Here is an 18,699-nt window from a genome sequence, read left to right as displayed (position 1 = left end):
CATGGAAAAGACCTGGAACAACAAAGCCTGGTTCATGGTTCTGCCGGTGCTGGTGCTCGTCGCCTTCTCGGCGGTGATCCCGCTGATGACGGTGGTCAACTATTCGGTTCAGGACACGTTCGGCAACAACGAGTTTTTCTGGGCCGGCACCGACTGGTATGTCGACGTGCTGACCTCCGACCGGTTCTGGGACGCGCTCACCCGCAACCTGATCTTCTCGGCGATCATTCTCGCCATCGAAATCCCGCTCGGCATCATCATTGCGCTCAACATGCCCAAGAAGGGCCTCGGCGTGCCGGTCTGCCTCGTCCTGATGGCGCTGCCACTGCTGATCCCGTGGAACGTCGTCGGCACCATCTGGCAGGTCTTCGGCCGCGTCGACATCGGTCTGCTCGGCCATACGCTCGAAATGCTCGGCGTCAATTACAACTACGTGCAGAACCCGATCGATGCCTGGGTGACGCTGATCGTGATGGACGTCTGGCACTGGACGAGCCTCGTCGTGCTCTTGTGCTATGCCGGCCTCGTCTCGATCCCCGACGCCTACTATCAGGCCGCCAAGATCGACGGCGCATCGCGCTGGTCCGTCTTCCGCTACATCCAGCTGCCGAAGATGAAGCGCGTGCTTCTGATCGCCTTCCTGCTGCGCTTCATGGACAGTTTCATGATCTACACCGAGCCCTTCGTCGTCACCGGCGGCGGCCCCGGCAACTCGACCACCTTCCTGTCGATCGACCTCGTCAAGATGGCCATCGGCCAGTTCGACCTCGGTCCGGCGGCAGCCCTATCGATCATCTACTTCCTCATCATCCTGCTGCTCTCGTGGATCTTCTACACCGTGATGACCACGAGCGACGCGCAGAGCTGAACCAGGAGGGAGGAGAAACAAATGCACACGACAAAGACACCACTTTCGCAACGCCTGTCCTGGTTGGTTCCGACGATCTACATCGTCTTCCTGTTGCTGCCGATCTACTGGCTCGTCAACATGAGCTTCAAGGAAACGAGCGAGATCCTCAGCACGTTCTCGCTCTGGCCGCAAAATCCGACGCTGCGCAACTACATGGTGATCTTCACCGACCCGTCCTGGTACAAGGGCTACATCAACTCGATCATCTACGTCGTGATGAACACGGTGATCTCGGTCGCGGCAGCGCTGCCGGCAGCCTATGCCTTCTCGCGCTACCGCTTCCTCGGCGACAAGCATCTGTTCTTCTGGCTGCTCACCAACCGCATGGCGCCGCCGGCCGTTTTCGCCCTGCCGTTCTTCCAGCTCTATTCGGCCTTCGGCCTGATCGATACGCACATCGCCGTGGCGCTCGCCCACTGCCTGTTCAACGTGCCGCTGGCGGTCTGGATCCTTGAAGGCTTCATGTCGGGCGTGCCGAAGGAGATCGACGAGACCGCCTATATCGACGGCTACTCGTTCCCGCGGTTCTTCGTGAAGATCTTCACGCCGCTGATCGCTTCGGGCATCGGCGTCGCCGCCTTCTTCTGCTTCATGTTCTCCTGGGTCGAACTGCTGCTTGCCCGCACGCTGACGACCACGGCCGCCAAGCCGATCGCCGCGATCATGACCCGCACCGTCTCCGCCTCCGGCCTCGACTGGGGCGTACTGGCCGCGGCCGGCGTGCTCACCATCATCCCCGGCGCACTCGTGATCTATTTCGTGCGCAACTACATCGCCAAGGGCTTTGCCCTGGGCCGCGTCTAAAGGAGCTTCGTCATGAATTTCTCATGGATGGCATGGACGCTGCCGACGGCGCTGTTCTTCATCACCATCGCCCTGCTGCTCGTCGGCATGGCCGTCTGGGAGTATGCCTCGCCGGGCGGCAACCCGCGCGTCGGTATCCTGCGCTTCGAGACGACGCGTGGTGACAGGCTTTTCGTATCGCTGCTCGGCAGCGCCTTCATTCACCTCGCGTGGCTCGGCCTCGGCGGACCGAACCTCTGGTGGGCCCTCGCCCTCTCGGTGGTCTATGCCGTCGGCGTCTTCCGCTACGTGTGAAGTGAACGGACTGAGGGATCGGGAAGGGTCCCTCGAAACTGCAATGCAATCGCAAAACCCAAAGGGAGGAAATTATGCGACGGCACCTTTTGACAACGACGGCAGCTATGCTGCTGGCCTTTACCGGCTCGGCCTTTGCCGGCATGGACGAGGCAAAACAGTTCCTCGACAGCGAAATCGGCGATATGTCCGCGCTCGACCGCGCCGCTCAGGAAGCGGAAATGCAGTGGTTCGTCGATGCGGCAAAGCCCTTTGCCGGCATGGACATCAAGGTCGTTTCGGAAACGATCACCACCCATGAATACGAATCGAAGACGCTGGCCAAGGCCTTCACCGACATCACCGGCATCAAGATCACCCACGACCTGATCGGCGAAGGCGACGTCGTCGAAAAGCTGCAGACGCAGATGCAGTCGGGCGAAAACGTCTATGACGCCTACATCAACGACTCGGACCTGATCGGCACCCATTGGCGCTACCAGCAGGCACGCAGCCTGACCGACTTCATGGCCAACGAAGGCAAGGACGTCACCAACCCCAACCTCGATATCGACGACTTCATCGGCAAGTCCTTCACCACCGCGCCTGATGGTAAGCTCTACCAGCTTCCCGACCAGCAGTTCGCCAACCTCTATTGGTTCCGTTACGACTGGTTCAACGACGAAAAGAACAAGGCGGACTTCAAGGCGAAGTACGGCTACGACCTCGGCGTTCCGGTCAACTGGTCGGCCTATGAGGACATCGCAGAGTTCTTCACCGGTCGCGAGGTCGACGGTAAGAAGGTCTATGGTCACATGGACTACGGCAAGAAGGATCCCTCGCTCGGCTGGCGCTTCACCGACGCGTGGCTGTCGATGGCCGGCAACGGCGACAAGGGCATCCCGAACGGCAAGCCGGTCGACGAGTGGGGCATCAAGGTCGACGAGAACTCGCGCCCGATCGGCTCGTGCGTTGCCCGCGGCGGCGACACCAACGGCCCGGCCGCGGTCTACGCCATCCAGAAGTATCTCGACTGGATGAAGGCCTATGCGCCGGCGCCTGCCCAGGGCATGACCTTCTCGGAATCCGGCCCGGTTCCCTCGCAGGGCGAAGTCGCCCAGCAGATGTTCACCTACACGGCCTTCACCGCCGACTTCGTCAAGGAAGGTCTGCCTGTCGTGAACGCGGACGGCACGCCGAAGTGGCGTTTCGCTCCGAGCCCGCACGGCGTCTACTGGAAGGACGGCATGAAGCTCGGTTATCAGGACGCCGGCTCTTGGACGCTGCTGAAATCCACGCCGGACGACCGCGCCAAGGCCGCATGGCTCTACGCGCAGTTCGTGACCTCTAAGACCGTCGACGTGAAGAAGAGCCATGTTGGCCTGACCTTCATTCGCCAGTCGACGCTCGACCACAAGAGCTTCACGGACCGTGCTCCGAAGCTCGGCGGTCTGATCGAGTTCTACCGTTCGCCGGCCCGCCTGCAGTGGTCGCCGACCGGAACGAACGTTCCTGACTATCCGAAGCTCGCACAGCTTTGGTGGCAGGCGATCGGCGATGCCTCCTCCGGCGCGAAGACCGCGCAGGAAGCCATGGACTCGCTTTGCGGCGAACAGGAAAAGGTATTGCAGCGCCTGGAACGCGCCGGCATCCAGGGCGACAGCGGTCCGAAGCTCGCCGAGGAGCATGACCTCGCCTATTGGAACGCCGAAGCAGTCAAGGCCGGCAACCTCGCTCCGCAGCTGAAGGTCGAGAACGAGAAGGACAAGCCCCAGACCGTCAATTACGACGAACTGGTCAAGAGCTGGCAGAAGTAACAAGCCCAAGACGACGGCCGCCCGTGCGAACGGGCGGCTGCATTTCAGGAGATGCGGCACCGGGGTCGACAACGGCCCCGGTTTTTTGTTGCCTGCAGATAGTCAGCGGGAGCGAGGCGGAAATCCATGCCGGCCAGCCCAGGCCACGATCAGGGCCGGGAGCAGGATCCCCAGCAGGGCCGCCGGAAAGATCGTCGCGCCGATGCTGTCGAGCAGCAGACCGCCAGCCAAACCGCCGCCGGCCATCGCCGCATTCCAGGCCGTGACGATCATCGACTGCGCTGCATCCGCTTCCGCGCCGGCGGCCTTTGCCGAAGCGGTCTGAAACAGCGTCGGCGCGCCGCCGAAGGCGAGGCCCCAGGCGACAACACCGAGATAGACCGCCACCGGCTGGTCGCCGAAGACGGCAAGCAGCAGCGAGGCTGCTGCAAAGAGCGTCATGCTCGCCAGCACCAGCAGGCGTAGATGCCTGTCGACCAGTGCCCCGATGACAGGAATGACGACCAGCGACGCGGTGCCGAAAACAAGCAGGATCCAGTCCGCTCGCCCACCCAAGCCCGATGGCTCCAGGAACGGCACGATGTAGGTGTAGAGGATGTTGTGGGCGAAAACGACGGCAAACATCACGAACAGAACCGGTCGGATCCCAGGCAATCGAAACACCGATGCGAGCGCCAGACGTCGTTCGGCGCGCTGCCCCTGAAAGTCAGGCAGCGCCCATAAGGCCCAGCCGACAAGCAGGACGGTCATGACGCTCAGGAGGCCGAAGGTCAGACGCCAGCCAGTCATAGCTCCAAGCAGGGTGCCTGCGGGAATGCCGATGGAGAGCGCCACCGGCGCGCCGAGCATGGCGATGGCGATCGCCCGTCCCTGCTGGTGTGGCGCCACCATGCGGCTGGCATAACCGGCTGCAAGCGCCCATAGGAGGCCGGCAAAAACGCCGGCAAGAAGGCGCGCCGCCATCGTCACGGCATAGTCGTTTGAGAGCGCGGTCACCGTATTGACCACGGCAAATCCTGAGATCGCCGCAATCAGCAGCGGCCGCCGGCGCCAGGTCCTCGTCAGCGCCACGAGCGGGATGGCAGCGACGAGTGAACCGATCGCGTAGATCGTCACCATCTGGCCGGCCAGGGATTGCGAGACGCCGAGATCGGCGCTGATCTGCAGCAACAGGCCGGCCGGCAGCGCCTCTGTGAGGATGGTGATGAACCCGGCAGTGGCAAGCGCCAGCAGTGCCGAAAGCGGCAGCCTGGCCCCGGTGGCGGCGACGGGCGGTGCCGCTTCCTGCGGGGCCGGAAGCGCGCAGTCGTTGGATCGCATGGAATCTATCCTTCAGGATGGCTCGCCGAGGACGCCTGTCTTGACGGCAATGGCGGGATGGAAGCTCGTGCAAGGAGTTCGCCGCCGGCCGAGGCGGGCGGCGATCTCATCTATGCCGATGCTGCGAGCGCAGCGCGCTTGGGCAGCACGAGGTCATCGACGCGATAGGTGTGAAACTCGCAGGTCGAGACCGACTGCAGCGCCCCGAATTTTTCGAGGAACACCGCATCGGAGAAGAACTCCTCGACATTTCCTTCGCCGGCTATCGCTTCGATATTGACCACCGTCTTGCCGTCGGTGCTCTTGGAGAGGTTGCTCCAGAGGAAGCCCTCCTTGCGCTCGGCGACATAGTTCACGACGTCCTGGATCAGGCGGAATGCCTCTTCCTGTTTGCCCGGCTGGGCGTGGATGACATTGACGATGAAGACGGTCGGTTCCGGACCCGCGCGGAAACCGGCCAAAAGTGGCTGCTGCATGTTTTCTCCTTCTTTCACCGACAGGGTTTCCCCGCATCAAAAACGCGGTTTGTCGGGCAGCGGACTATGGCCAGCTTCCAATCGGAGAAAAATGCGCTACAGCTCCGAAGATACCGGACAAAAATATCTACAATCCCGAAAGACGGGCGAGGACGACGGATGGACAGCCTTGGTGCACTCAATGCTTTCGTGCAGGCGGCAGACGCCCGCAGCTTTACGGAGGCTGCGACCCAGCTCGGTGTTTCCCCCTCCGCTGTCGGCAAGGCGATTGCCCGGCTGGAGGAGCGCTTAAGCGTTCGTCTCTTTCATCGCAGCACGCGCAGCATCACGCTGACACCGGAAGGCACGCTGTTTCTCGAACGCTGCCGGCGGATTTTTTGCGAAATCGAAGCGGCTGAGGCCGAGCTGGTGCAAAGCCAGGAGGCTCCACGCGGCAAGCTGCGCGTCAGCCTGCCGATGGCCGGCATGCTGCTGATGCCGACGCTGACGGCCTTCATGCGCGCCTATCCGGAGGTCGAGATCGATCTCGATTTCTCCGACCGCATGGTCGACGTCATCGAGGAAGGTTTCGATGCGGTGGTGCGCAGCGGCGAGATCGGCGATTCCAGGCTGATGACCCGTCAGCTCGGCACGTTTCACCCCTATCTGGTCGCTTCGCCCGCCTATTTCGAGAAATACGGCATGCCGGCGACACCACAGGACCTCGAACGCCATCACTGCCTGCACCATCGCTTTCCCTCGACAGGCAAGCTCGAACCATGGCCGCTGGTGCAGGATGGCGCCGCACTGAGCGTCGATGTGCCGGTAACGGCCGTCTCCAACGCCCTGGAGCCGCTGATCCATATGGCGGAGGAAGGGCTCGGCATCGCCTGCCTTCCGGATTTCACGGTCAGACGGCAGATGCGCGAGGGGGCGCTTGTATCGGTTCTCGAAAACCGGCTGCGCCGTTGCGGCACCTACAGGATCCTGTGGCCATCCAGCCGGCATCTCTCGCCGAAACTGCGTGTCTTCGTCGACTTCATGGCCGCCAATCTTTTTCCGGCCAATGGAGGATCATCGGAACCGGTTTGACCGGAAGCGATGGCTGGTTTCGACTGGAAGCAGCCGCAGAGCCGCCGCGAAATTCTGCGATTTCGCCATCACCCGACGAGCGGTTTTGCCCGGTCGATCCTTGTCGAAAATCGCCCTGATCGCTTGTTTCGTGCCATCGTCCATCAGCACGATCATGTCGAGATAGAGCTGCTTGTCGACGATGACGAAGCGGACGTCGAATGGCTTGCCGCCATAGTGACCGCTGACGTCCTCGCGCCAGCGGCCGATGCCGGTCGCAGTGGCGGAACCGGTCTTCCGGTCCGCATGGGCAAAGGCAAACCAGCCATTGTTGGAAGACACCTTGAGGATGGGCCCGTGCTGCTTGATCGCCAGCCGGCAGGTCTCGCAGGTGCCGGCGTTCGACACCATTTGTCGCCACTGGCCCGGAAAATCTTCGGTTTCGGCGTTGGCGCCGAGCGGCCATAGAACGACGACGGCAATCAAGGCGCCGATCAGACGGCCAAAGGTGCCAGCAGGCAACGAAAATCTCATAGAGCGTAATCCCATGGACACCCGCGCTGAGGCGGGTGTTCGCCTCGATGCAGGCCGCAGACTGCCTGCGCTTCATTGCGGCAACGTTGCATCCCGCCGCCCCGCTTGCTGAGACGTTTCAGGCCGAGCATTCCCTTTGCTGACGTCCATTTCCCCCGGATTCCCGAAAGTGTTTATCCCCCGGTTGCGCTTGCGGCATTCTGTCTCGGCACCAAAGATGCCCTTTCTCCTGTTGGAGGACGGGGGAAGCGGACTGGTCGACGTGATGGGAGGAGTAACCATGAGCGACGCATCCAGCATACACCCGGTGGACGAGAAGCTGCCCTTGGGCAAGCTTACGACCCTCGGGATCCAGCATGTCCTTGTCATGTATGGCGGCGCCGTCGCGGTTCCGCTGATCGTTGGCCGGGCCTTGCAGCTCAGCCCCCAGGACGTCGCTTTCCTGATTTCCGCCGATCTCTTCGTTTGTGGTCTCGTCACCATCATCCAGTCGCTCGGCATAACCCGCAGCGTCGGCATCCGTCTTCCCGTCATGATGGGCGTCACCTTCGCTTCCGTCGGCCCGATGGTGTCGATGGCAACGATGACGCCCGGCCAGGAAGGCGCCCGGCTGATCTTCGGCGCCATTATCGGCGCCGGCCTGGTCGCGCTGCTGCTCGCCCCGCTGATGGGGCGGTTGTTGCGGTTCTTCCCACCGATCGTCACCGGCACCATCATTCTGGTCATCGGCGTGACGCTGATGCGCGTCGGCGTCAACTGGATCTTCGGCAATCCCTTCGGCCCGACTGCACCGAAGCTCGTCGATCCGACTCATGCCGAATGGCTGGCCGAACTGAAGAAACTCGCCAGCACCGGCGGCCCGGCCGTGCCCGACGGCGTCGTCCTTGGCGCCACGGTTCCCAACCCGATCTATGCGGAGCCGAGCCATGTGGCGCTTGCCGCCTTCGTGCTCATCTCCATTCTGGTCGTCGCGCGTTTCGGCCGTGGGCTGATCAGCAACATCGCGGTCCTCACCGGCATCGTCATCGGCTGCGTCTTTGCCGCCGGACTCGGCATGATGCATTTCGACCGGGTGGCGGATGCAGGCTGGTTTGCCGTCGTCACGCCGCTGCGCTTCGGCATGCCGATCTTCGACCCGGTGCTGATCGCCACCATGTCGCTGGTGATGATCGTGGTCATGATCGAATCGACCGGCATGTTCCTGGCGCTCGGCGAAATCACCAACAAGGAAGTGTCGCAGCAGCAACTGACGGCCGGCCTTCGCGTCGACGGCATCGGCACGATGATCGGCGGCCTGTTCAACACCTTCCCCTACACCAGCTTCTCGCAGAATGTCGGGCTTGTCGGCGTCACCGGCGTGAAGAGCCGCTATGTCTGCGTCATGGGCGGCGTGATCATGATCGTGCTCGGCCTGATTCCGAAGATGGGCGCTCTGGTCGAGGCGGTCCCGACCTTCGTGCTCGGGGGCGCCGGCCTGGTCATGTTCGGCATGGTGGCAGCCACCGGCGTGCGCATCCTGTCGACCGTCGATTTTAAGTCGTCGCGCAACAACCTGTTCGTCGTCGCCGTCTCGGTCGGCTTCGGCCTCATCCCGCTGATTGCGCCGAACTTCCTGATGTGGATGCCGCATGCGATCCACCCGATCATCGAATCGGGCATCGTGCTCGCTTCAATCTCGGCGGTCGTACTCAACGCCTTCTTCAACGGATTGAGCGTCGAGCGTTCCGCCTCGATCAACGCGGCACGGCTCGCCGACAGCCATTAAGCCGGCTCAAGATCATCAAGCCCCGGCCTTCGCAAGGAGGCCGGGGCTATGCCTTTGGGCCATTCCGAAAACCCCGACACTTCGATCGCCAGCGAAGCATCGGCCGGTAGCGGCACGGTAGAAAGAGGGCAACGAAAACGCCCCGAAGGATCCGACCACCATGGCCAAGCCCAACCTCACCCTCGAGCTTCTGCTGCTCGCCCTGCTCGCGACCCTCTGGGGCGCGTCCTACACCTTCATCAAGATCGGCGTCGAAACCATACCGCCGGTGACGCTGATCGCCGCCCGCACGCTGATTGCCGGCACCATTCTGCTCGCTGTCCTTCGCTGGCGCGGCGTAAAGCTGCCGCGCGACGCAGCCACATGGAGGCGCTTCCTGTTCCAGGCCTGCCTCAACAGCGTTTTCCCCTTCACCCTGATCGCCTGGGCGGAACAGACGATCGATGCTGGTGTCGCCTCGATCCTCAATGCGGCGACCCCCATCTTCGCCTTTCTGCTGACAGCGCTGATCACCCGCCACGAGGCGGCATCGGCAAGGAAGCTGATTGGCGTGGTGGCAGGCATGGCCGGCATCAGCCTGATCATCGGCGTGGAAGCCTTCGGCGGTCTCGGCGACCAGCTGATGGCGCAGCTTGCCGTGGTGTTCGCGACCGTCTGCTATGCCGGCGCCGCCATCTTCGGCAAGAGCTTCAGGGGTTTCGACCCGATGGTTCCCGCCGCGGGCTCGCTTCTTGCCGGCGCCGTGCTTCTCATCCCCGCAAGCCTGGTGATCGACCAGCCATGGACGCTTGCCCCTTCCGCTCATTCCATGATCGCGCTCGTCTGCCTGGCCGTGTTCTCGACGGCGCTGGCCTTCGCCATCTACTTCCGTCTGATCCAGACGCTCGGTTCCGTTGGCGCCACGGCGCAAGCCTATCTGCGCGTCCCCGTCGGGGTCACCATCGGCGTGCTCTTCCTCGGCGAAAGACTGTCGGACACGATCTGGATCGGCCTTGCCTGCGTCGTCATCGGCGTGGCGGCCATGACCATGCCGGCACGCCAGGCGGGAGCTGCCATCGCCGACCGCGGCTAACCTCAAGGCTAAAACGGAAGAAAGGCGCAGCGATTGCCCGCGGCACCTTCCGATCGCTGACAGCTCGCGAGAGTGTTTTTTTGGGATAGCAGCGCCCCAATTCTCCGTCATCCTCGCCCTTGTGGCGGGGATCCAGCGGCCCGGCGTCTGTCGGGCCAAAAGACTTTTCAGTCCAAGGGCTTGGACTGACTGGATTCCTCTGACAGGCACAGGAATGAGGAGATATTGGCTGTCGTGAGAACGATCAGTCCTTGCGCTTGCGGCAATAAAGCTCGAGTCGGTGGCGAACCAGGTCGTAACCGAGCTCGGCGGCGATCTCCGCCTGCAGCTGCTCGATCTTGTCGGAGCGAAACTCGATCACCGCGCCGGTGTCGATGTCGATCAGGTGATCATGATGCGGAGCGTCGGCTGTCTCGAAACGGGCGGTGGCGCTTTCAAACGCGTGGCGATGGATGACGCCCTGCTGCTCCAGCGCCGACAGCGTTCTGTAGACGGTCGACAGCGAAACGGTTGCATCGATCTCCTTGGCGCGCCGGTGCAATTCGCTCGCATCCGGGTGGTCTTCGGCGGTCGCGAGGATCTTGAGGATTGCCGCACGCTGCCGCGTCACGCGTACACCACCGTCCCTCAGGACGCCCTCCAGCTCTTCAACGCGATTCTTGTTCTGTTTCATGGTCCTACACTAGCCAAGGGCGATAAGTTTGAAAATAGCTAGTTGCGAATGCTTCTCATGTGCATTGACTTATGCAAATCATTCACCTAGTCCTGTGAACGACAACATCGGGGAGTATGGAATGATCGATCAGACGAGACGCGCGATCCTGGTTGCAGCAACCGCATTGGCAGCCTTCGCGCTCGTTCCGGGTGCCGCTCTGGCGCAGGAGAAGTTCAAGGCCGTCACCACATTCACGGTGATTGCCGACATGGCCAAGAACGTCGCAGGTGACGCGGCAATCGTCGAATCGATCACCAAGCCCGGTGCCGAGATCCACAACTACCAGCCGACGCCGCGCGATATCCTGAAGGCGCACGATGCCAAGCTGATCCTCTGGAACGGCCTCAACCTCGAGCTCTGGTTCGAAAAATTCTTCCAGAATTTCGACGCGGTGCCCGGCGTCGTCGTTTCGCAAGGGATCGAGCCCATGGGCATCGCCGAAGGCCCCTATAGCGGCAAGCCGAACCCGCATGCCTGGATGTCGCCCTCGGCAGCGCTGATCTATGTCGACAACATCCGCGACGCTTTCGTCAAATACGATCCTGGTAATGCCGAGACCTACAAGGCCAACGCAGAAGCCTACAAGCAGAAGATCGAAGCGGCGATCGCCCCGATCCGCGCCGAGATCGGCAAGATCCCGGAAGACAAGCGCTGGCTGGTTTCGAGCGAGGGCGCCTTCAGCTACCTCACCCGCGACTTCGGCCTGAAGGAACTCTATCTCTGGCCGATCAACGCCGATCAGCAGGGCACGCCGCAGCAGGTGCGCAAGGTCATCGACGCCGTACGTGCCAACAACATCCCCGTCGTCTTTTCAGAAAGCACGATTTCGCCCGACCCGGCGCAGCAGGTGGCGCGGGAAACCGGCGCAAAATACGGCGGCGTGCTCTATGTTGATTCCTTGAGCGAAGCGGACGGTCCGGTACCGACCTATATCGACCTCTTGCGCGTGACGTCCGAAACCATCGCGAAAGGCCTTTCGCAATGAACCTTCAGGTGAAACCCCGCTCCGGCCCGCAAGCCGCCTCCGGGGATGCAGGCAGCGGCATCCGCGTTTCCGGCGCGACCGTGACCTATCGCAACGGCCACCGCGCGCTTCGCGATGCCTCCTTCGAAATCCCGACCGGCACGATCACAGCACTTGTCGGCGTCAACGGCAGCGGCAAGTCGACCGTCTTCAAGGCGATCATGGGCTTTGCCCGGCTGGCGCGCGGCGAGATCTCGATCCTCGGCCTCTCCGTCCAGGAGGCGTTGAAGAAAAACCTCGTCGCCTATGTGCCGCAGGCCGAGGAGGTCGACTGGAACTTTCCGGTTCTGGTCGAGGACGTGGTGATGATGGGCCGCTACGGCCATTTGAACATGCTGCGCATCCCCAAGAAGGCCGACCACGAGGCGGTGGAGGCGGCACTTGCCCGTGTCGGCATGAGCGATTTCCGCAAACGCCAGATCGGCGAACTCTCCGGCGGCCAGAAGAAGCGCGTGTTCTTGGCGCGCGCCCTTGCCCAGGACGGCCGCGTGATCCTGCTTGACGAGCCCTTCACCGGCGTCGACGTCAAGACCGAGGACGCCATCATCCGCCTGTTGATCGGGCTGCGCGACGAGGGCCGCGTCATGCTGGTCTCGACCCACAATCTCGGCAGCGTGCCGGAATTCTGCGACCGGACCGTTCTCCTGAAGAACACGGTGCTGGCCTACGGCCCGACGGAAACGACCTTCACCCGCGAAAACCTCGAACTCGCCTTCGGCGGCGTGCTGCGCCACTTCGTGCTCGGCGGCGATAGCCTGCATGACGACGCGGACCCGCGGCAGCTGTCCGTCATCAGCGACGACGAACGGCCGCTGGTGATGTACGGCGCCCAGGGGCAGATGGTGTCGCAACCGGCAAAACCGGAGACCGACCCGGAGGCAAACGGCCAATGATCGCCACGCTCTTCGAGCCCTTCACCTACAGCTACATGGTCAACGCAATGTGGGTAAGCGCACTGGTCGGTGCCGTCTGCGCCTTCCTGTCGTCCTACCTCATGCTGAAAGGCTGGTCGCTGATCGGCGACGCGCTCTCGCATTCGATCGTTCCGGGTGTGGCCGGCGCCTATATGCTCGGCCTGCCCTTCTCGCTCGGCGCCTTCTTCTCCGGCGGACTTGCGGCCGGTGCGATGCTGTTTCTCAACCAGCGCACCCGGCTGAAGGAAGACACGATCATCGGACTGATCTTCACCTCGTTCTTCGGCCTTGGCCTGTTCATGGTGTCGCTGTCGCCGACCTCGGTGAACATCCAGACGATCGTGCTCGGCAACATTCTCGCGATCACGCCTGCCGACACGCTGCAGCTCGCGCTGATCGGCGTGATCTCGCTGATCATCCTGACCGCCAAGTGGAAAGACCTGATGGTCACCTTCTTCGACGAGAGCCACGCGCGCTCGATCGGTATCCCGACGACCTTCCTGAAGGTGCTGTTCTTCACGCTTCTGTCGGCGTGCACGGTCGCAGCACTGCAGACGGTTGGCGCCTTTCTCGTCATCGCCATGGTGGTGACGCCTGGCGCCACGGCTTATCTGCTTACCGACCGGTTTCCGCGACTGATCGTCATCAGCGTCGCGATCGGAGCGCTCACCAGCTTCTTCGGCGCCTATTTCAGCTACTTCCTCGATGGCGCCACCGGCGGCATCATCATCGTGCTGCAGACGCTGATCTTCCTCGCAGCCTTCGTCTTTGCACCCAAACACGGATTGCTGGCTGCGCGCCGGCGCAGCGCCGAAGCCCTGGAGGTCACGCAATGATCTCGCTCGACCTGCTGCTTGCCGTCTTCGAATTCGAGTTCATGCGCAATGCGCTGCTGATCTCGGTTCTCGTGGCGATCCCGACAGCTTTGCTCTCCTGCTTCCTCGTGCTCAAGGGCTGGTCGCTGATGGGCGACGCCATCTCGCACGCGGTCTTCCCCGGCGTCGTCATCTCCTACATCGTCGGCCTGCCGCTCGCGGTCGGTGCCTTTGCCGCCGGCATGTCCTGCGCGCTTCTGACCGGCTACCTCAAGGAAAACAGCCGCATCAAGCAGGACACGGTGATGGGCGTGGTGTTCTCCGGCATGTTCGGCTTCGGCCTGGTGCTCTACACCAAGATCCAGAGCGACGTGCATCTCGACCATATCCTCTTCGGCGACATGCTCGGCATCGGCTGGCCCGACATCGTCGAAACCGGCCTGATCGCGCTGGTGGCGACCGGCATCCTGGCGGTGAAATGGCGGGATTTCCTGCTGCATGCCTTCGACCCTGCACAGGCCAAGGCTGTCGGGCTGCGCGTCAACTGGCTGCACTATGGGCTGCTGGCGATCCTGTCCTTGACGATCGTCGGCGCGCTGAAGGCCGTTGGCCTGATCCTTGCCATCGCCATGCTGATCGCCCCCGGCGCCATCGCGTTTCTCATCACCCGCACCATGGGCAGCATGCTCATCGTTGCGGTGCTGGTGGCGACCGTCGCCTCGTTCTCAGGCGTCTATCTCTCGTTCTTCATCGACAGCGCCCCGGCACCGACCATCGTGCTTTTGATGACCGTGATCTTCCTCGCCGCTTTCCTCTGGTCGTCCTGGCGGACGGCCCGCATCGAGGCACAGCGAACGACGGTCGAATAAGGACGAGGCTCCCTTCCCGGGAAAGGGAGCCTCTACACGGCTATCTCAATGGCTCGGGTGCAGCGCGTTGTTGAGATACATGCAGGTCAGCATGGTGAAGATATAGGCCTGGATGACCGACATCAGCAGCTCCAGACCAGTCAGCGCCACCGTCATCATCAGCGGCATGACCGCACCGAGCATGCCGAGCGCGCCGAAGCCGCTGAGGCTAACGACGAAGCCTGCGAATACCTTCAAGGTGATGTGGCCGGCGAGCATGACGGCGAAAAGACGAACCGAGTGGCTGACCGGACGCGAGAGGTAGGAAACGACCTCGATCGGGATGATGATCGGCGCCAGCACCAGCGGCACGCCCGACGGCATGAACAGCCGGAGAAAGCCGAAGCCGTGCTTGATCAGGCCGTAGATCGTCACGGTCAGGAAGACGAGCAGCGCCAGCGCAAACGTCACCGCAATATGGCTCGTCACGGTGAAGGCGTAGGGAAACATGCCGATCAGGTTGGCGACCAGGATGAACATGAACAGCGAGAACACCAGCGGGAAGAAGCGCATGCCGTGCTCCCCGGCATTTTCGCGCAGCGTCTTCGACACGAACTCGTAGAGGATCTCGGCGGCGGACTGGGCGCGGTTCGGCACTAGGCCGCGCCGGCGCGTCGAAAGGATCAGGAAAAGGCTGGCAATGGCCACGGTCACGACCATGAAGACAGCCGAGTTCGTAAAGCTGATATCGTGTCCGCCGACCCCGGCGATGTGGAAAAGCGACTTGATCTCGAATTGTTCGATGGGTCCGGCCATCATGAACCTCGTGCGTTGGCAACAGAGCAACCACGGCGCGCCCGCAGGCTGCCGCAGGCGCATCAATTTGTGTGGGAAGCAATCGACAACTGATGTCGCGGCAATGAGCGATCGCGCTCTCGCCCGAAGGAAAAACTCAGCTGTTCAATGAAGGAAAAGGTCACGCGGACGTGCCGCAGGCCAGGGGGCTGCATGATGCGATCGACTCCATTATCTCAGGTCGAGATAGTGGGGCCGTCCCCAGGCGAAGCATCGACACGGGTCGTCCCGCGTGCGCCTGACCTAGAGACAATTTGCGGTTAGGTCAAGCCGACTCGCTACCGGCCGATAGGGGTGATGCATCGGGACCTGTATCAATCCGCTGACCGAGGCTCAGCCAAAGCACCGGTGGTCGACGAGCACCTCTTCGATCACCCTGCGGCTCTTTTCCGCCTCGGCGATGTTGGTGCCGGGAAAGCCGGCATAGACGATCAGCGCCTTCCACAGGGTCCAGCCGCGGCCGCGCGCCCAGGTTCCGGCATCGAGCGCCACGCCGGCGCGAAATGCCTCCCGGCTTTGTCCGTGGAAGAGCGTCCAGGCAATGGCAAGATCGCAGGCGGGATCGCCAATGCCCGAGGTGCCGAAATCGATGACGGCGCTCAGGCGGCCGCCTTCGACCAGTAGATTGCCCCAGCTGATGTCGCCGTGGAACCAGACCGGCGCACCCTGCCAGCTTGCCGCCAGCGCCGCCGCCCACACATCGCGCGCGGCTGCCGTGTCGATACGACCCTCGAGCGCAACAAGCGCGCGACGCGTCTCCTCGTCGTAATGGGCAGGTGGCCCGCCACGATAGAAATTGTGCGGGCCAGGCAACGGCCCACCGCTCGCATCGGCCTGCCGCAAGGCGACGAGAAAACGGGCCAGGTCCTGCGCAAAGATCGTCAGGTCGCCGATCCGATCATCCGTCGCCGTCTCGCCCGGCCGCCAGCGATAGACCGACCATGGCCATAGGTAGCCCTCGCCGGGCTTACCCCTAGCCAGCGGCACCGGGATAGGCAACGGCAGATGCGGCGCCAGCTTCGACAGCCACAACTGCTCCTTTTCCACCTGCAGCGCATAGGACGCTGCACTCGGCAGACGCACTGTCATGTCTCGCCCGAGGTGGAAGGTCCTGTTGTCCCAGCCGCCGGGCAGCACCGGTCTGATGTCGAGCGTCGCCCACTGCGGAAACTGCGCAGCGATCAGGCGCCGGGCGAGCGGCGCATCGATGGTGGGAGTGGCTGTCGGTTGATCGGACATAACGGAACAAACGCCTCACGCCAAAGTTCGGACGCCTGTTTTAGCCGATCGTCGCCTGTTCGCAACTTTTCCGCCCGAAATGGCGGGCCGGCGAGGCCTGACCGGGGGGAGAAAACCGTCGATTGCAAGCGTTGCCGTTGCCACGCCCGGTGCTTTGGCCGCCGCGCCGATGGTCGCTAAGGATATTGCCTGCCAGGCGGATTTCGGGAATGAAGGAAACGGAGAAGGACAAAGTCGCCTGCCTGTCGCCTCGGGATGATCGCTTTACCCTGCATCACAATCTGATATTTTCAGATCCACGGAATTTTCGGCTTTTTTTGATAACCTGAGATCATGGAACACCGGCTGCTCGACCGCATATCGCTGGAGGCTTTTCGCGTTTTCGACGCGGCCAGCCGGCATATGGATTTTTCCCGTGCCGGTCGCGAGCTCAACATCACCCGGGCCGCCGGCCGCCGCCGCGGCAAGAACCTGGAATTGACGCCGCAGGACGTGCGGCTGTTTCAGCGCGTACGGACGATCATCCCCGCCGGCACCTGTCGCGGCTGATGGCAGAGGAACTGTCGCCGGTCGCATCGCCCGACTATCTCGCTTCGCGCGGCCTCGAGGCGGAAACGCTGACGTATCCCGGCCTGCCCGGCAAAAAGCCATCGAGGGACGCGGTGCTGCGCCTGCATGCTGCACGCGGAAACTCGACATGAGCGGCGGACGCAGCAAGGCGACAACACCGCCGAAACAACCGAGCCGCACCGGCATCGCCTTCTTTCTCGTCGCCTTTGCGCTGATTGTGATGGCTATCCTGGCAACCGTTCTGCTCGCCAACGGGCAGAGGAACCTGAAGCAACTGCTGAGGGCGCTCGATCTTCCGACTACGTTCCTCGAAGCCGGAAGGCCGCCGGAGCAGGCGCCCGAGGTTCACGTCAAGCGACAGCCGCTCCACGTCGCTCTGCCGGTCTGGACCTTCCAGGATCTGCAAACGCCGGAGCAGCAGTTCCTGCGGGTGCTGCGCAGCGATCCCCGCGCGCTCTGCGACGAACTGCGTGAGGCCGGCTTCCGCGAACTCGAATGGAAGTCGAGCGCCGGCGAACGTGGCCAGTGGGAATGCTCCTCGCTGGTTTCCTTTCCGCGCCCAGGGGTCGACAAGACCTCGTCGATCTTCATTTTCATCAAGGGCAGCGGCGAGGAGGAGATCACCTCGTTTCGCGTCAAGCTCAACATCGAGCGCCCGGAGGATGCGCAGGCGGTCACCACCAGCGCCGCGCGGGCCGCATCGGTTTTCCTCGATCACGTCCGCTGGGCCGATGGCGGAAGCATTGCGCTGCAGATCCAGGCATTGAAGGAATTCGACGTAAAGCGCTTCGGCAGCCGCGTGCAGTTCAAGCGCGAAACGGACGAGACAACGGCCCGCTACAATTTCCTCGCCAACCAACCCGCCCGCGCGCGCCCGAAGAGCATCGCAGAACTCTACTTCAACAGGGATAAATGGCTCGCCTACGGCAAGGCCGGCACGCGCAACTTCGTCCTCGGACCGACGGCGTGGAATGGGCCGGCGAAGATACCCGAAGACCGCGATCCTGAAGCGGCCCCGGCATCGACCGAGGGTACCAGCCCGGCGAAAGCAGGCACTGACGCAAAACCGTGACCCTACAGCGTCCTTTGCGCGTCAAATATGACACGCAAAGGACGCTGTAGCACTATGAAACTGCTGCATAATTTGATCCTTAAATCGGATCCGATTTAAGAGATTATGCAGTAGGTTCAGCGATCGATCCGGGTCGAGAGAATGATCGATGACAGCGTCCGGTCGACGCCATCGATCTCGCCGATGCGATCGATCAGCAGGTCGAGTTCGCTGATCGAGGCGGCAGCGACGACGGCGATCAGATCGAAGCTGCCGCTGACCGAATGCAGGCTGCGGATCTCGCGGATGGCGGTAAGTTCCGGGGTCACGCGGCTGAGCGCCCTTGGCGCGATGGTGATGAGCACATGCGCCTTGACCAGACCCTTCTCGTAGCTCTCCGACAGCCGAACGCCATAGCCGGCAATCACCCCCTCGCGTTCCAGCCGCTCGATACGAGCCTGCACGGTCGTTCGCGACAAGCCGAGCCTGCGGGCGATCGTTGCGGTCGGCATGCGGGCGTTTTCGCTCAGCACTGCGAGAAGCTCACGGTCCTTGTCGGTAATCTGCATTTCGTCGGTCCATATGGGCAATCTGCCGAGTATCTATAGGCGATTTAGTCATATTAGCGCTTCAAATCAACAGCCTCC

At 62.5% G+C, this 18,699-nt stretch carries 21 protein-coding genes; 14 read left to right on the top strand and 7 right to left on the bottom strand.

Translation table 11 applies throughout. The annotated features are described in order from the left end of the window. The first annotated feature begins 1 nt into the window (after position 1). The 4 genes from AC244_RS13175 to AC244_RS13160 all read left to right on the top strand — a co-directional run bounded on the left by AC244_RS13175 (position 2) and on the right by AC244_RS13160 (position 3,804). On the top strand, positions 2-868 hold the full coding sequence (locus tag AC244_RS13175; RefSeq protein WP_053249280.1) for a carbohydrate ABC transporter permease: 867 nt from the start codon (positions 2-4) through the stop codon (positions 866-868). 21 nt (positions 869-889) lie between these two features. Then, a complete protein-coding gene (locus AC244_RS13170; RefSeq protein WP_053249279.1) occupies positions 890-1,714 on the top strand; it encodes a carbohydrate ABC transporter permease in 825 nt (274 codons plus the stop codon). A 12-nt stretch (positions 1,715-1,726) separates the two neighbouring features. Next, positions 1,727-2,008, top strand: a complete 282-nt coding sequence (locus AC244_RS13165; protein ID WP_053249278.1) for a DUF2160 domain-containing protein — start codon at positions 1,727-1,729, stop codon at positions 2,006-2,008. Positions 2,009-2,082: 74 nt separating this feature from the next. After that, positions 2,083-3,804: an ABC transporter substrate-binding protein gene (locus tag AC244_RS13160; RefSeq protein ID WP_053249277.1), complete on the top strand. Its 1,722-nt coding sequence runs from the start codon at positions 2,083-2,085 to the stop codon at positions 3,802-3,804. Between the two features lie 102 nt (positions 3,805-3,906). Here the strand turns inward: AC244_RS13160 and AC244_RS13155 are convergent, their stop codons facing one another. Both AC244_RS13155 and AC244_RS13150 read right to left on the bottom strand, forming a co-directional pair. Next, positions 3,907-5,124 carry an MFS transporter gene (locus AC244_RS13155; RefSeq protein WP_053249276.1) on the bottom strand — a complete coding sequence of 406 codons (1,218 nt, stop codon included), beginning with the start codon at positions 5,122-5,124 and terminating at the stop codon, positions 3,907-3,909. Between the two features lie 110 nt (positions 5,125-5,234). Next, positions 5,235-5,600 (bottom strand): antibiotic biosynthesis monooxygenase, encoded by a 366-nt coding sequence (locus AC244_RS13150; RefSeq protein WP_053249275.1) that lies wholly within the window; start codon positions 5,598-5,600, stop codon positions 5,235-5,237. A 159-nt stretch (positions 5,601-5,759) separates the two neighbouring features. Here AC244_RS13150 and AC244_RS13145 point away from each other — a divergent pair, with 159 nt between their 5' ends. Continuing rightward, on the top strand, positions 5,760-6,671 hold the full coding sequence (locus AC244_RS13145) for a LysR family transcriptional regulator (RefSeq protein WP_053249274.1): 912 nt from the start codon (positions 5,760-5,762) through the stop codon (positions 6,669-6,671). Here the strand turns inward: AC244_RS13145 and AC244_RS13140 are convergent. Beyond that, positions 6,654-7,184, bottom strand: coding sequence for a hypothetical protein (locus tag AC244_RS13140; RefSeq protein WP_152975936.1), 531 nt, complete (start codon positions 7,182-7,184; stop codon positions 6,654-6,656). The two genes, AC244_RS13145 and AC244_RS13140, sit on opposite strands and share 18 nt — an antisense overlap. Before the next feature lie 280 nt (positions 7,185-7,464). Between AC244_RS13140 and AC244_RS13135 the strand changes: the two genes are divergently transcribed. Together AC244_RS13135 and AC244_RS13130 are read left to right on the top strand one after the other, a co-directional pair. Beyond that, entirely contained in the window at positions 7,465-8,949 is a 1,485-nt protein-coding gene (locus AC244_RS13135) for a nucleobase:cation symporter-2 family protein (protein WP_053249272.1), read from the top strand. A 160-nt stretch (positions 8,950-9,109) separates the two neighbouring features. Beyond that, the gene (locus AC244_RS13130; protein ID WP_053249271.1) at positions 9,110-10,021 is read left to right on the top strand and encodes a DMT family transporter; all 912 of its coding nucleotides are present in this window, start codon (positions 9,110-9,112) and stop codon (positions 10,019-10,021) included. Positions 10,022-10,265: 244 nt separating this feature from the next. Here AC244_RS13130 and AC244_RS13125 read toward each other — a convergent pair whose 3' ends face one another. Next, positions 10,266-10,694: a Fur family transcriptional regulator gene (locus AC244_RS13125; RefSeq protein ID WP_053249270.1), complete on the bottom strand. Its 429-nt coding sequence runs from the start codon at positions 10,692-10,694 to the stop codon at positions 10,266-10,268. Between the two features lie 121 nt (positions 10,695-10,815). On the opposite strand from AC244_RS13125, the gene AC244_RS13120 reads away from it, so the two are divergent. From AC244_RS13120 to AC244_RS13105, 4 genes are read left to right on the top strand one after another with little or no spacing between them, the layout of a single operon-like run. Beyond that, the gene (locus AC244_RS13120; protein WP_053249269.1) at positions 10,816-11,721 is read left to right on the top strand and encodes a metal ABC transporter substrate-binding protein; all 906 of its coding nucleotides are present in this window, start codon (positions 10,816-10,818) and stop codon (positions 11,719-11,721) included. Further along, entirely contained in the window at positions 11,718-12,653 is a 936-nt protein-coding gene (locus AC244_RS13115) for a manganese/iron ABC transporter ATP-binding protein (protein WP_053249268.1), read from the top strand. Before AC244_RS13120 ends, AC244_RS13115 begins: the two co-directional genes overlap by 4 nt. Continuing rightward, positions 12,650-13,510: a metal ABC transporter permease gene (locus AC244_RS13110; RefSeq protein ID WP_053249267.1), complete on the top strand. Its 861-nt coding sequence runs from the start codon at positions 12,650-12,652 to the stop codon at positions 13,508-13,510. The genes AC244_RS13115 and AC244_RS13110 overlap by 4 nt, the downstream gene beginning before the upstream one ends. Continuing rightward, positions 13,507-14,358, top strand: a complete 852-nt coding sequence (locus tag AC244_RS13105) for a metal ABC transporter permease (RefSeq protein ID WP_053249266.1) — start codon at positions 13,507-13,509, stop codon at positions 14,356-14,358. Before AC244_RS13110 ends, AC244_RS13105 begins: the two co-directional genes overlap by 4 nt. A gap of 45 nt (positions 14,359-14,403) precedes the next feature. On the opposite strand, the gene AC244_RS13100 is transcribed toward AC244_RS13105, so the two are convergent. Continuing rightward, the gene (locus tag AC244_RS13100) at positions 14,404-15,153 is read right to left on the bottom strand and encodes a F0F1 ATP synthase subunit A (protein ID WP_152975935.1); all 750 of its coding nucleotides are present in this window, start codon (positions 15,151-15,153) and stop codon (positions 14,404-14,406) included. A gap of 372 nt (positions 15,154-15,525) precedes the next feature. Beyond that, positions 15,526-16,431, bottom strand: a complete 906-nt coding sequence (locus AC244_RS13095) for an aminoglycoside phosphotransferase family protein (RefSeq protein WP_053249264.1) — start codon at positions 16,429-16,431, stop codon at positions 15,526-15,528. A gap of 333 nt (positions 16,432-16,764) precedes the next feature. On the opposite strand from AC244_RS13095, the gene AC244_RS13085 reads away from it, so the two are divergent. Genes AC244_RS13085 through AC244_RS13080 form a run of 3 tightly spaced genes read left to right on the top strand, consistent with a single transcriptional unit; the run spans position 16,765 to position 18,073 of the window. After that, a complete protein-coding gene (locus tag AC244_RS13085; protein WP_053249262.1) occupies positions 16,765-16,980 on the top strand; it encodes a LysR family transcriptional regulator in 216 nt (71 codons plus the stop codon). Further along, positions 16,980-17,132 carry a hypothetical protein gene (locus AC244_RS37495; RefSeq protein ID WP_202596071.1) on the top strand — a complete coding sequence of 51 codons (153 nt, stop codon included), beginning with the start codon at positions 16,980-16,982 and terminating at the stop codon, positions 17,130-17,132. Before AC244_RS13085 ends, AC244_RS37495 begins: the two co-directional genes overlap by 1 nt. Continuing rightward, positions 17,129-18,073, top strand: a complete 945-nt coding sequence (locus AC244_RS13080; protein ID WP_063934105.1) for a DUF6030 family protein — start codon at positions 17,129-17,131, stop codon at positions 18,071-18,073. Before AC244_RS37495 ends, AC244_RS13080 begins: the two co-directional genes overlap by 4 nt. 116 nt (positions 18,074-18,189) lie before the next feature. Here AC244_RS13080 and AC244_RS13075 read toward each other — a convergent pair whose 3' ends face one another. Further along, complete coding sequence (locus tag AC244_RS13075) at positions 18,190-18,621, bottom strand: Lrp/AsnC family transcriptional regulator (RefSeq protein ID WP_053249261.1); 432 nt, start codon at positions 18,619-18,621, stop codon at positions 18,190-18,192. Positions 18,622-18,699: the final 78 nt, after the last annotated feature.

Origin of the sequence: Ensifer adhaerens (assembly GCF_001270265.1) — a bacterium.
Taxonomy (GTDB): Bacteria; Pseudomonadota; Alphaproteobacteria; order Rhizobiales; family Rhizobiaceae; genus Ensifer; species Ensifer adhaerens_B.
Note: the sequence above shows the minus strand (reverse complement) of the source record. Positions and strands in the feature narration are given on the sequence as shown.

Bases quoted from the DNA above. Each gene is read 5' to 3' on its own strand.
- AC244_RS13080 (WP_063934105.1), top strand. From the start codon at position 17,129: ATGAGCGGCGGACGCAGCAAGGCGACAACACCGCCGAAACAACCGAGC.
- AC244_RS13110 (WP_053249267.1), top strand. From the start codon at position 12,650: ATGATCGCCACGCTCTTCGAGCCCTTCACCTACAGCTACATGGTCAAC.
- AC244_RS13105 (WP_053249266.1), top strand. From the start codon at position 13,507: ATGATCTCGCTCGACCTGCTGCTTGCCGTCTTCGAATTCGAGTTCATG.
- AC244_RS13150 (WP_053249275.1), bottom strand. From the start codon at position 5,600: ATGCAGCAGCCACTTTTGGCCGGTTTCCGCGCGGGTCCGGAACCGACC.
- AC244_RS37495 (WP_202596071.1), top strand. From the start codon at position 16,980: ATGGCAGAGGAACTGTCGCCGGTCGCATCGCCCGACTATCTCGCTTCG.
- AC244_RS13130 (WP_053249271.1), top strand. From the start codon at position 9,110: ATGGCCAAGCCCAACCTCACCCTCGAGCTTCTGCTGCTCGCCCTGCTC.
- AC244_RS13135 (WP_053249272.1), top strand. From the start codon at position 7,465: ATGAGCGACGCATCCAGCATACACCCGGTGGACGAGAAGCTGCCCTTG.
- AC244_RS13170 (WP_053249279.1), top strand. From the start codon at position 890: ATGCACACGACAAAGACACCACTTTCGCAACGCCTGTCCTGGTTGGTT.
- AC244_RS13125 (WP_053249270.1), bottom strand. From the start codon at position 10,694: ATGAAACAGAACAAGAATCGCGTTGAAGAGCTGGAGGGCGTCCTGAGG.
- AC244_RS13100 (WP_152975935.1), bottom strand. From the start codon at position 15,153: ATGGCCGGACCCATCGAACAATTCGAGATCAAGTCGCTTTTCCACATC.
- AC244_RS13095 (WP_053249264.1), bottom strand. From the start codon at position 16,431: ATGTCCGATCAACCGACAGCCACTCCCACCATCGATGCGCCGCTCGCC.
- AC244_RS13145 (WP_053249274.1), top strand. From the start codon at position 5,760: ATGGACAGCCTTGGTGCACTCAATGCTTTCGTGCAGGCGGCAGACGCC.
- AC244_RS13175 (WP_053249280.1), top strand. From the start codon at position 2: ATGGAAAAGACCTGGAACAACAAAGCCTGGTTCATGGTTCTGCCGGTG.
- AC244_RS13165 (WP_053249278.1), top strand. From the start codon at position 1,727: ATGAATTTCTCATGGATGGCATGGACGCTGCCGACGGCGCTGTTCTTC.
- AC244_RS13120 (WP_053249269.1), top strand. From the start codon at position 10,816: ATGATCGATCAGACGAGACGCGCGATCCTGGTTGCAGCAACCGCATTG.
- AC244_RS13075 (WP_053249261.1), bottom strand. From the start codon at position 18,621: ATGCAGATTACCGACAAGGACCGTGAGCTTCTCGCAGTGCTGAGCGAA.
- AC244_RS13160 (WP_053249277.1), top strand. From the start codon at position 2,083: ATGCGACGGCACCTTTTGACAACGACGGCAGCTATGCTGCTGGCCTTT.
- AC244_RS13115 (WP_053249268.1), top strand. From the start codon at position 11,718: ATGAACCTTCAGGTGAAACCCCGCTCCGGCCCGCAAGCCGCCTCCGGG.
- AC244_RS13155 (WP_053249276.1), bottom strand. From the start codon at position 5,124: ATGCGATCCAACGACTGCGCGCTTCCGGCCCCGCAGGAAGCGGCACCG.
- AC244_RS13085 (WP_053249262.1), top strand. From the start codon at position 16,765: ATGGAACACCGGCTGCTCGACCGCATATCGCTGGAGGCTTTTCGCGTT.
- AC244_RS13140 (WP_152975936.1), bottom strand. From the start codon at position 7,184: ATGAGATTTTCGTTGCCTGCTGGCACCTTTGGCCGTCTGATCGGCGCC.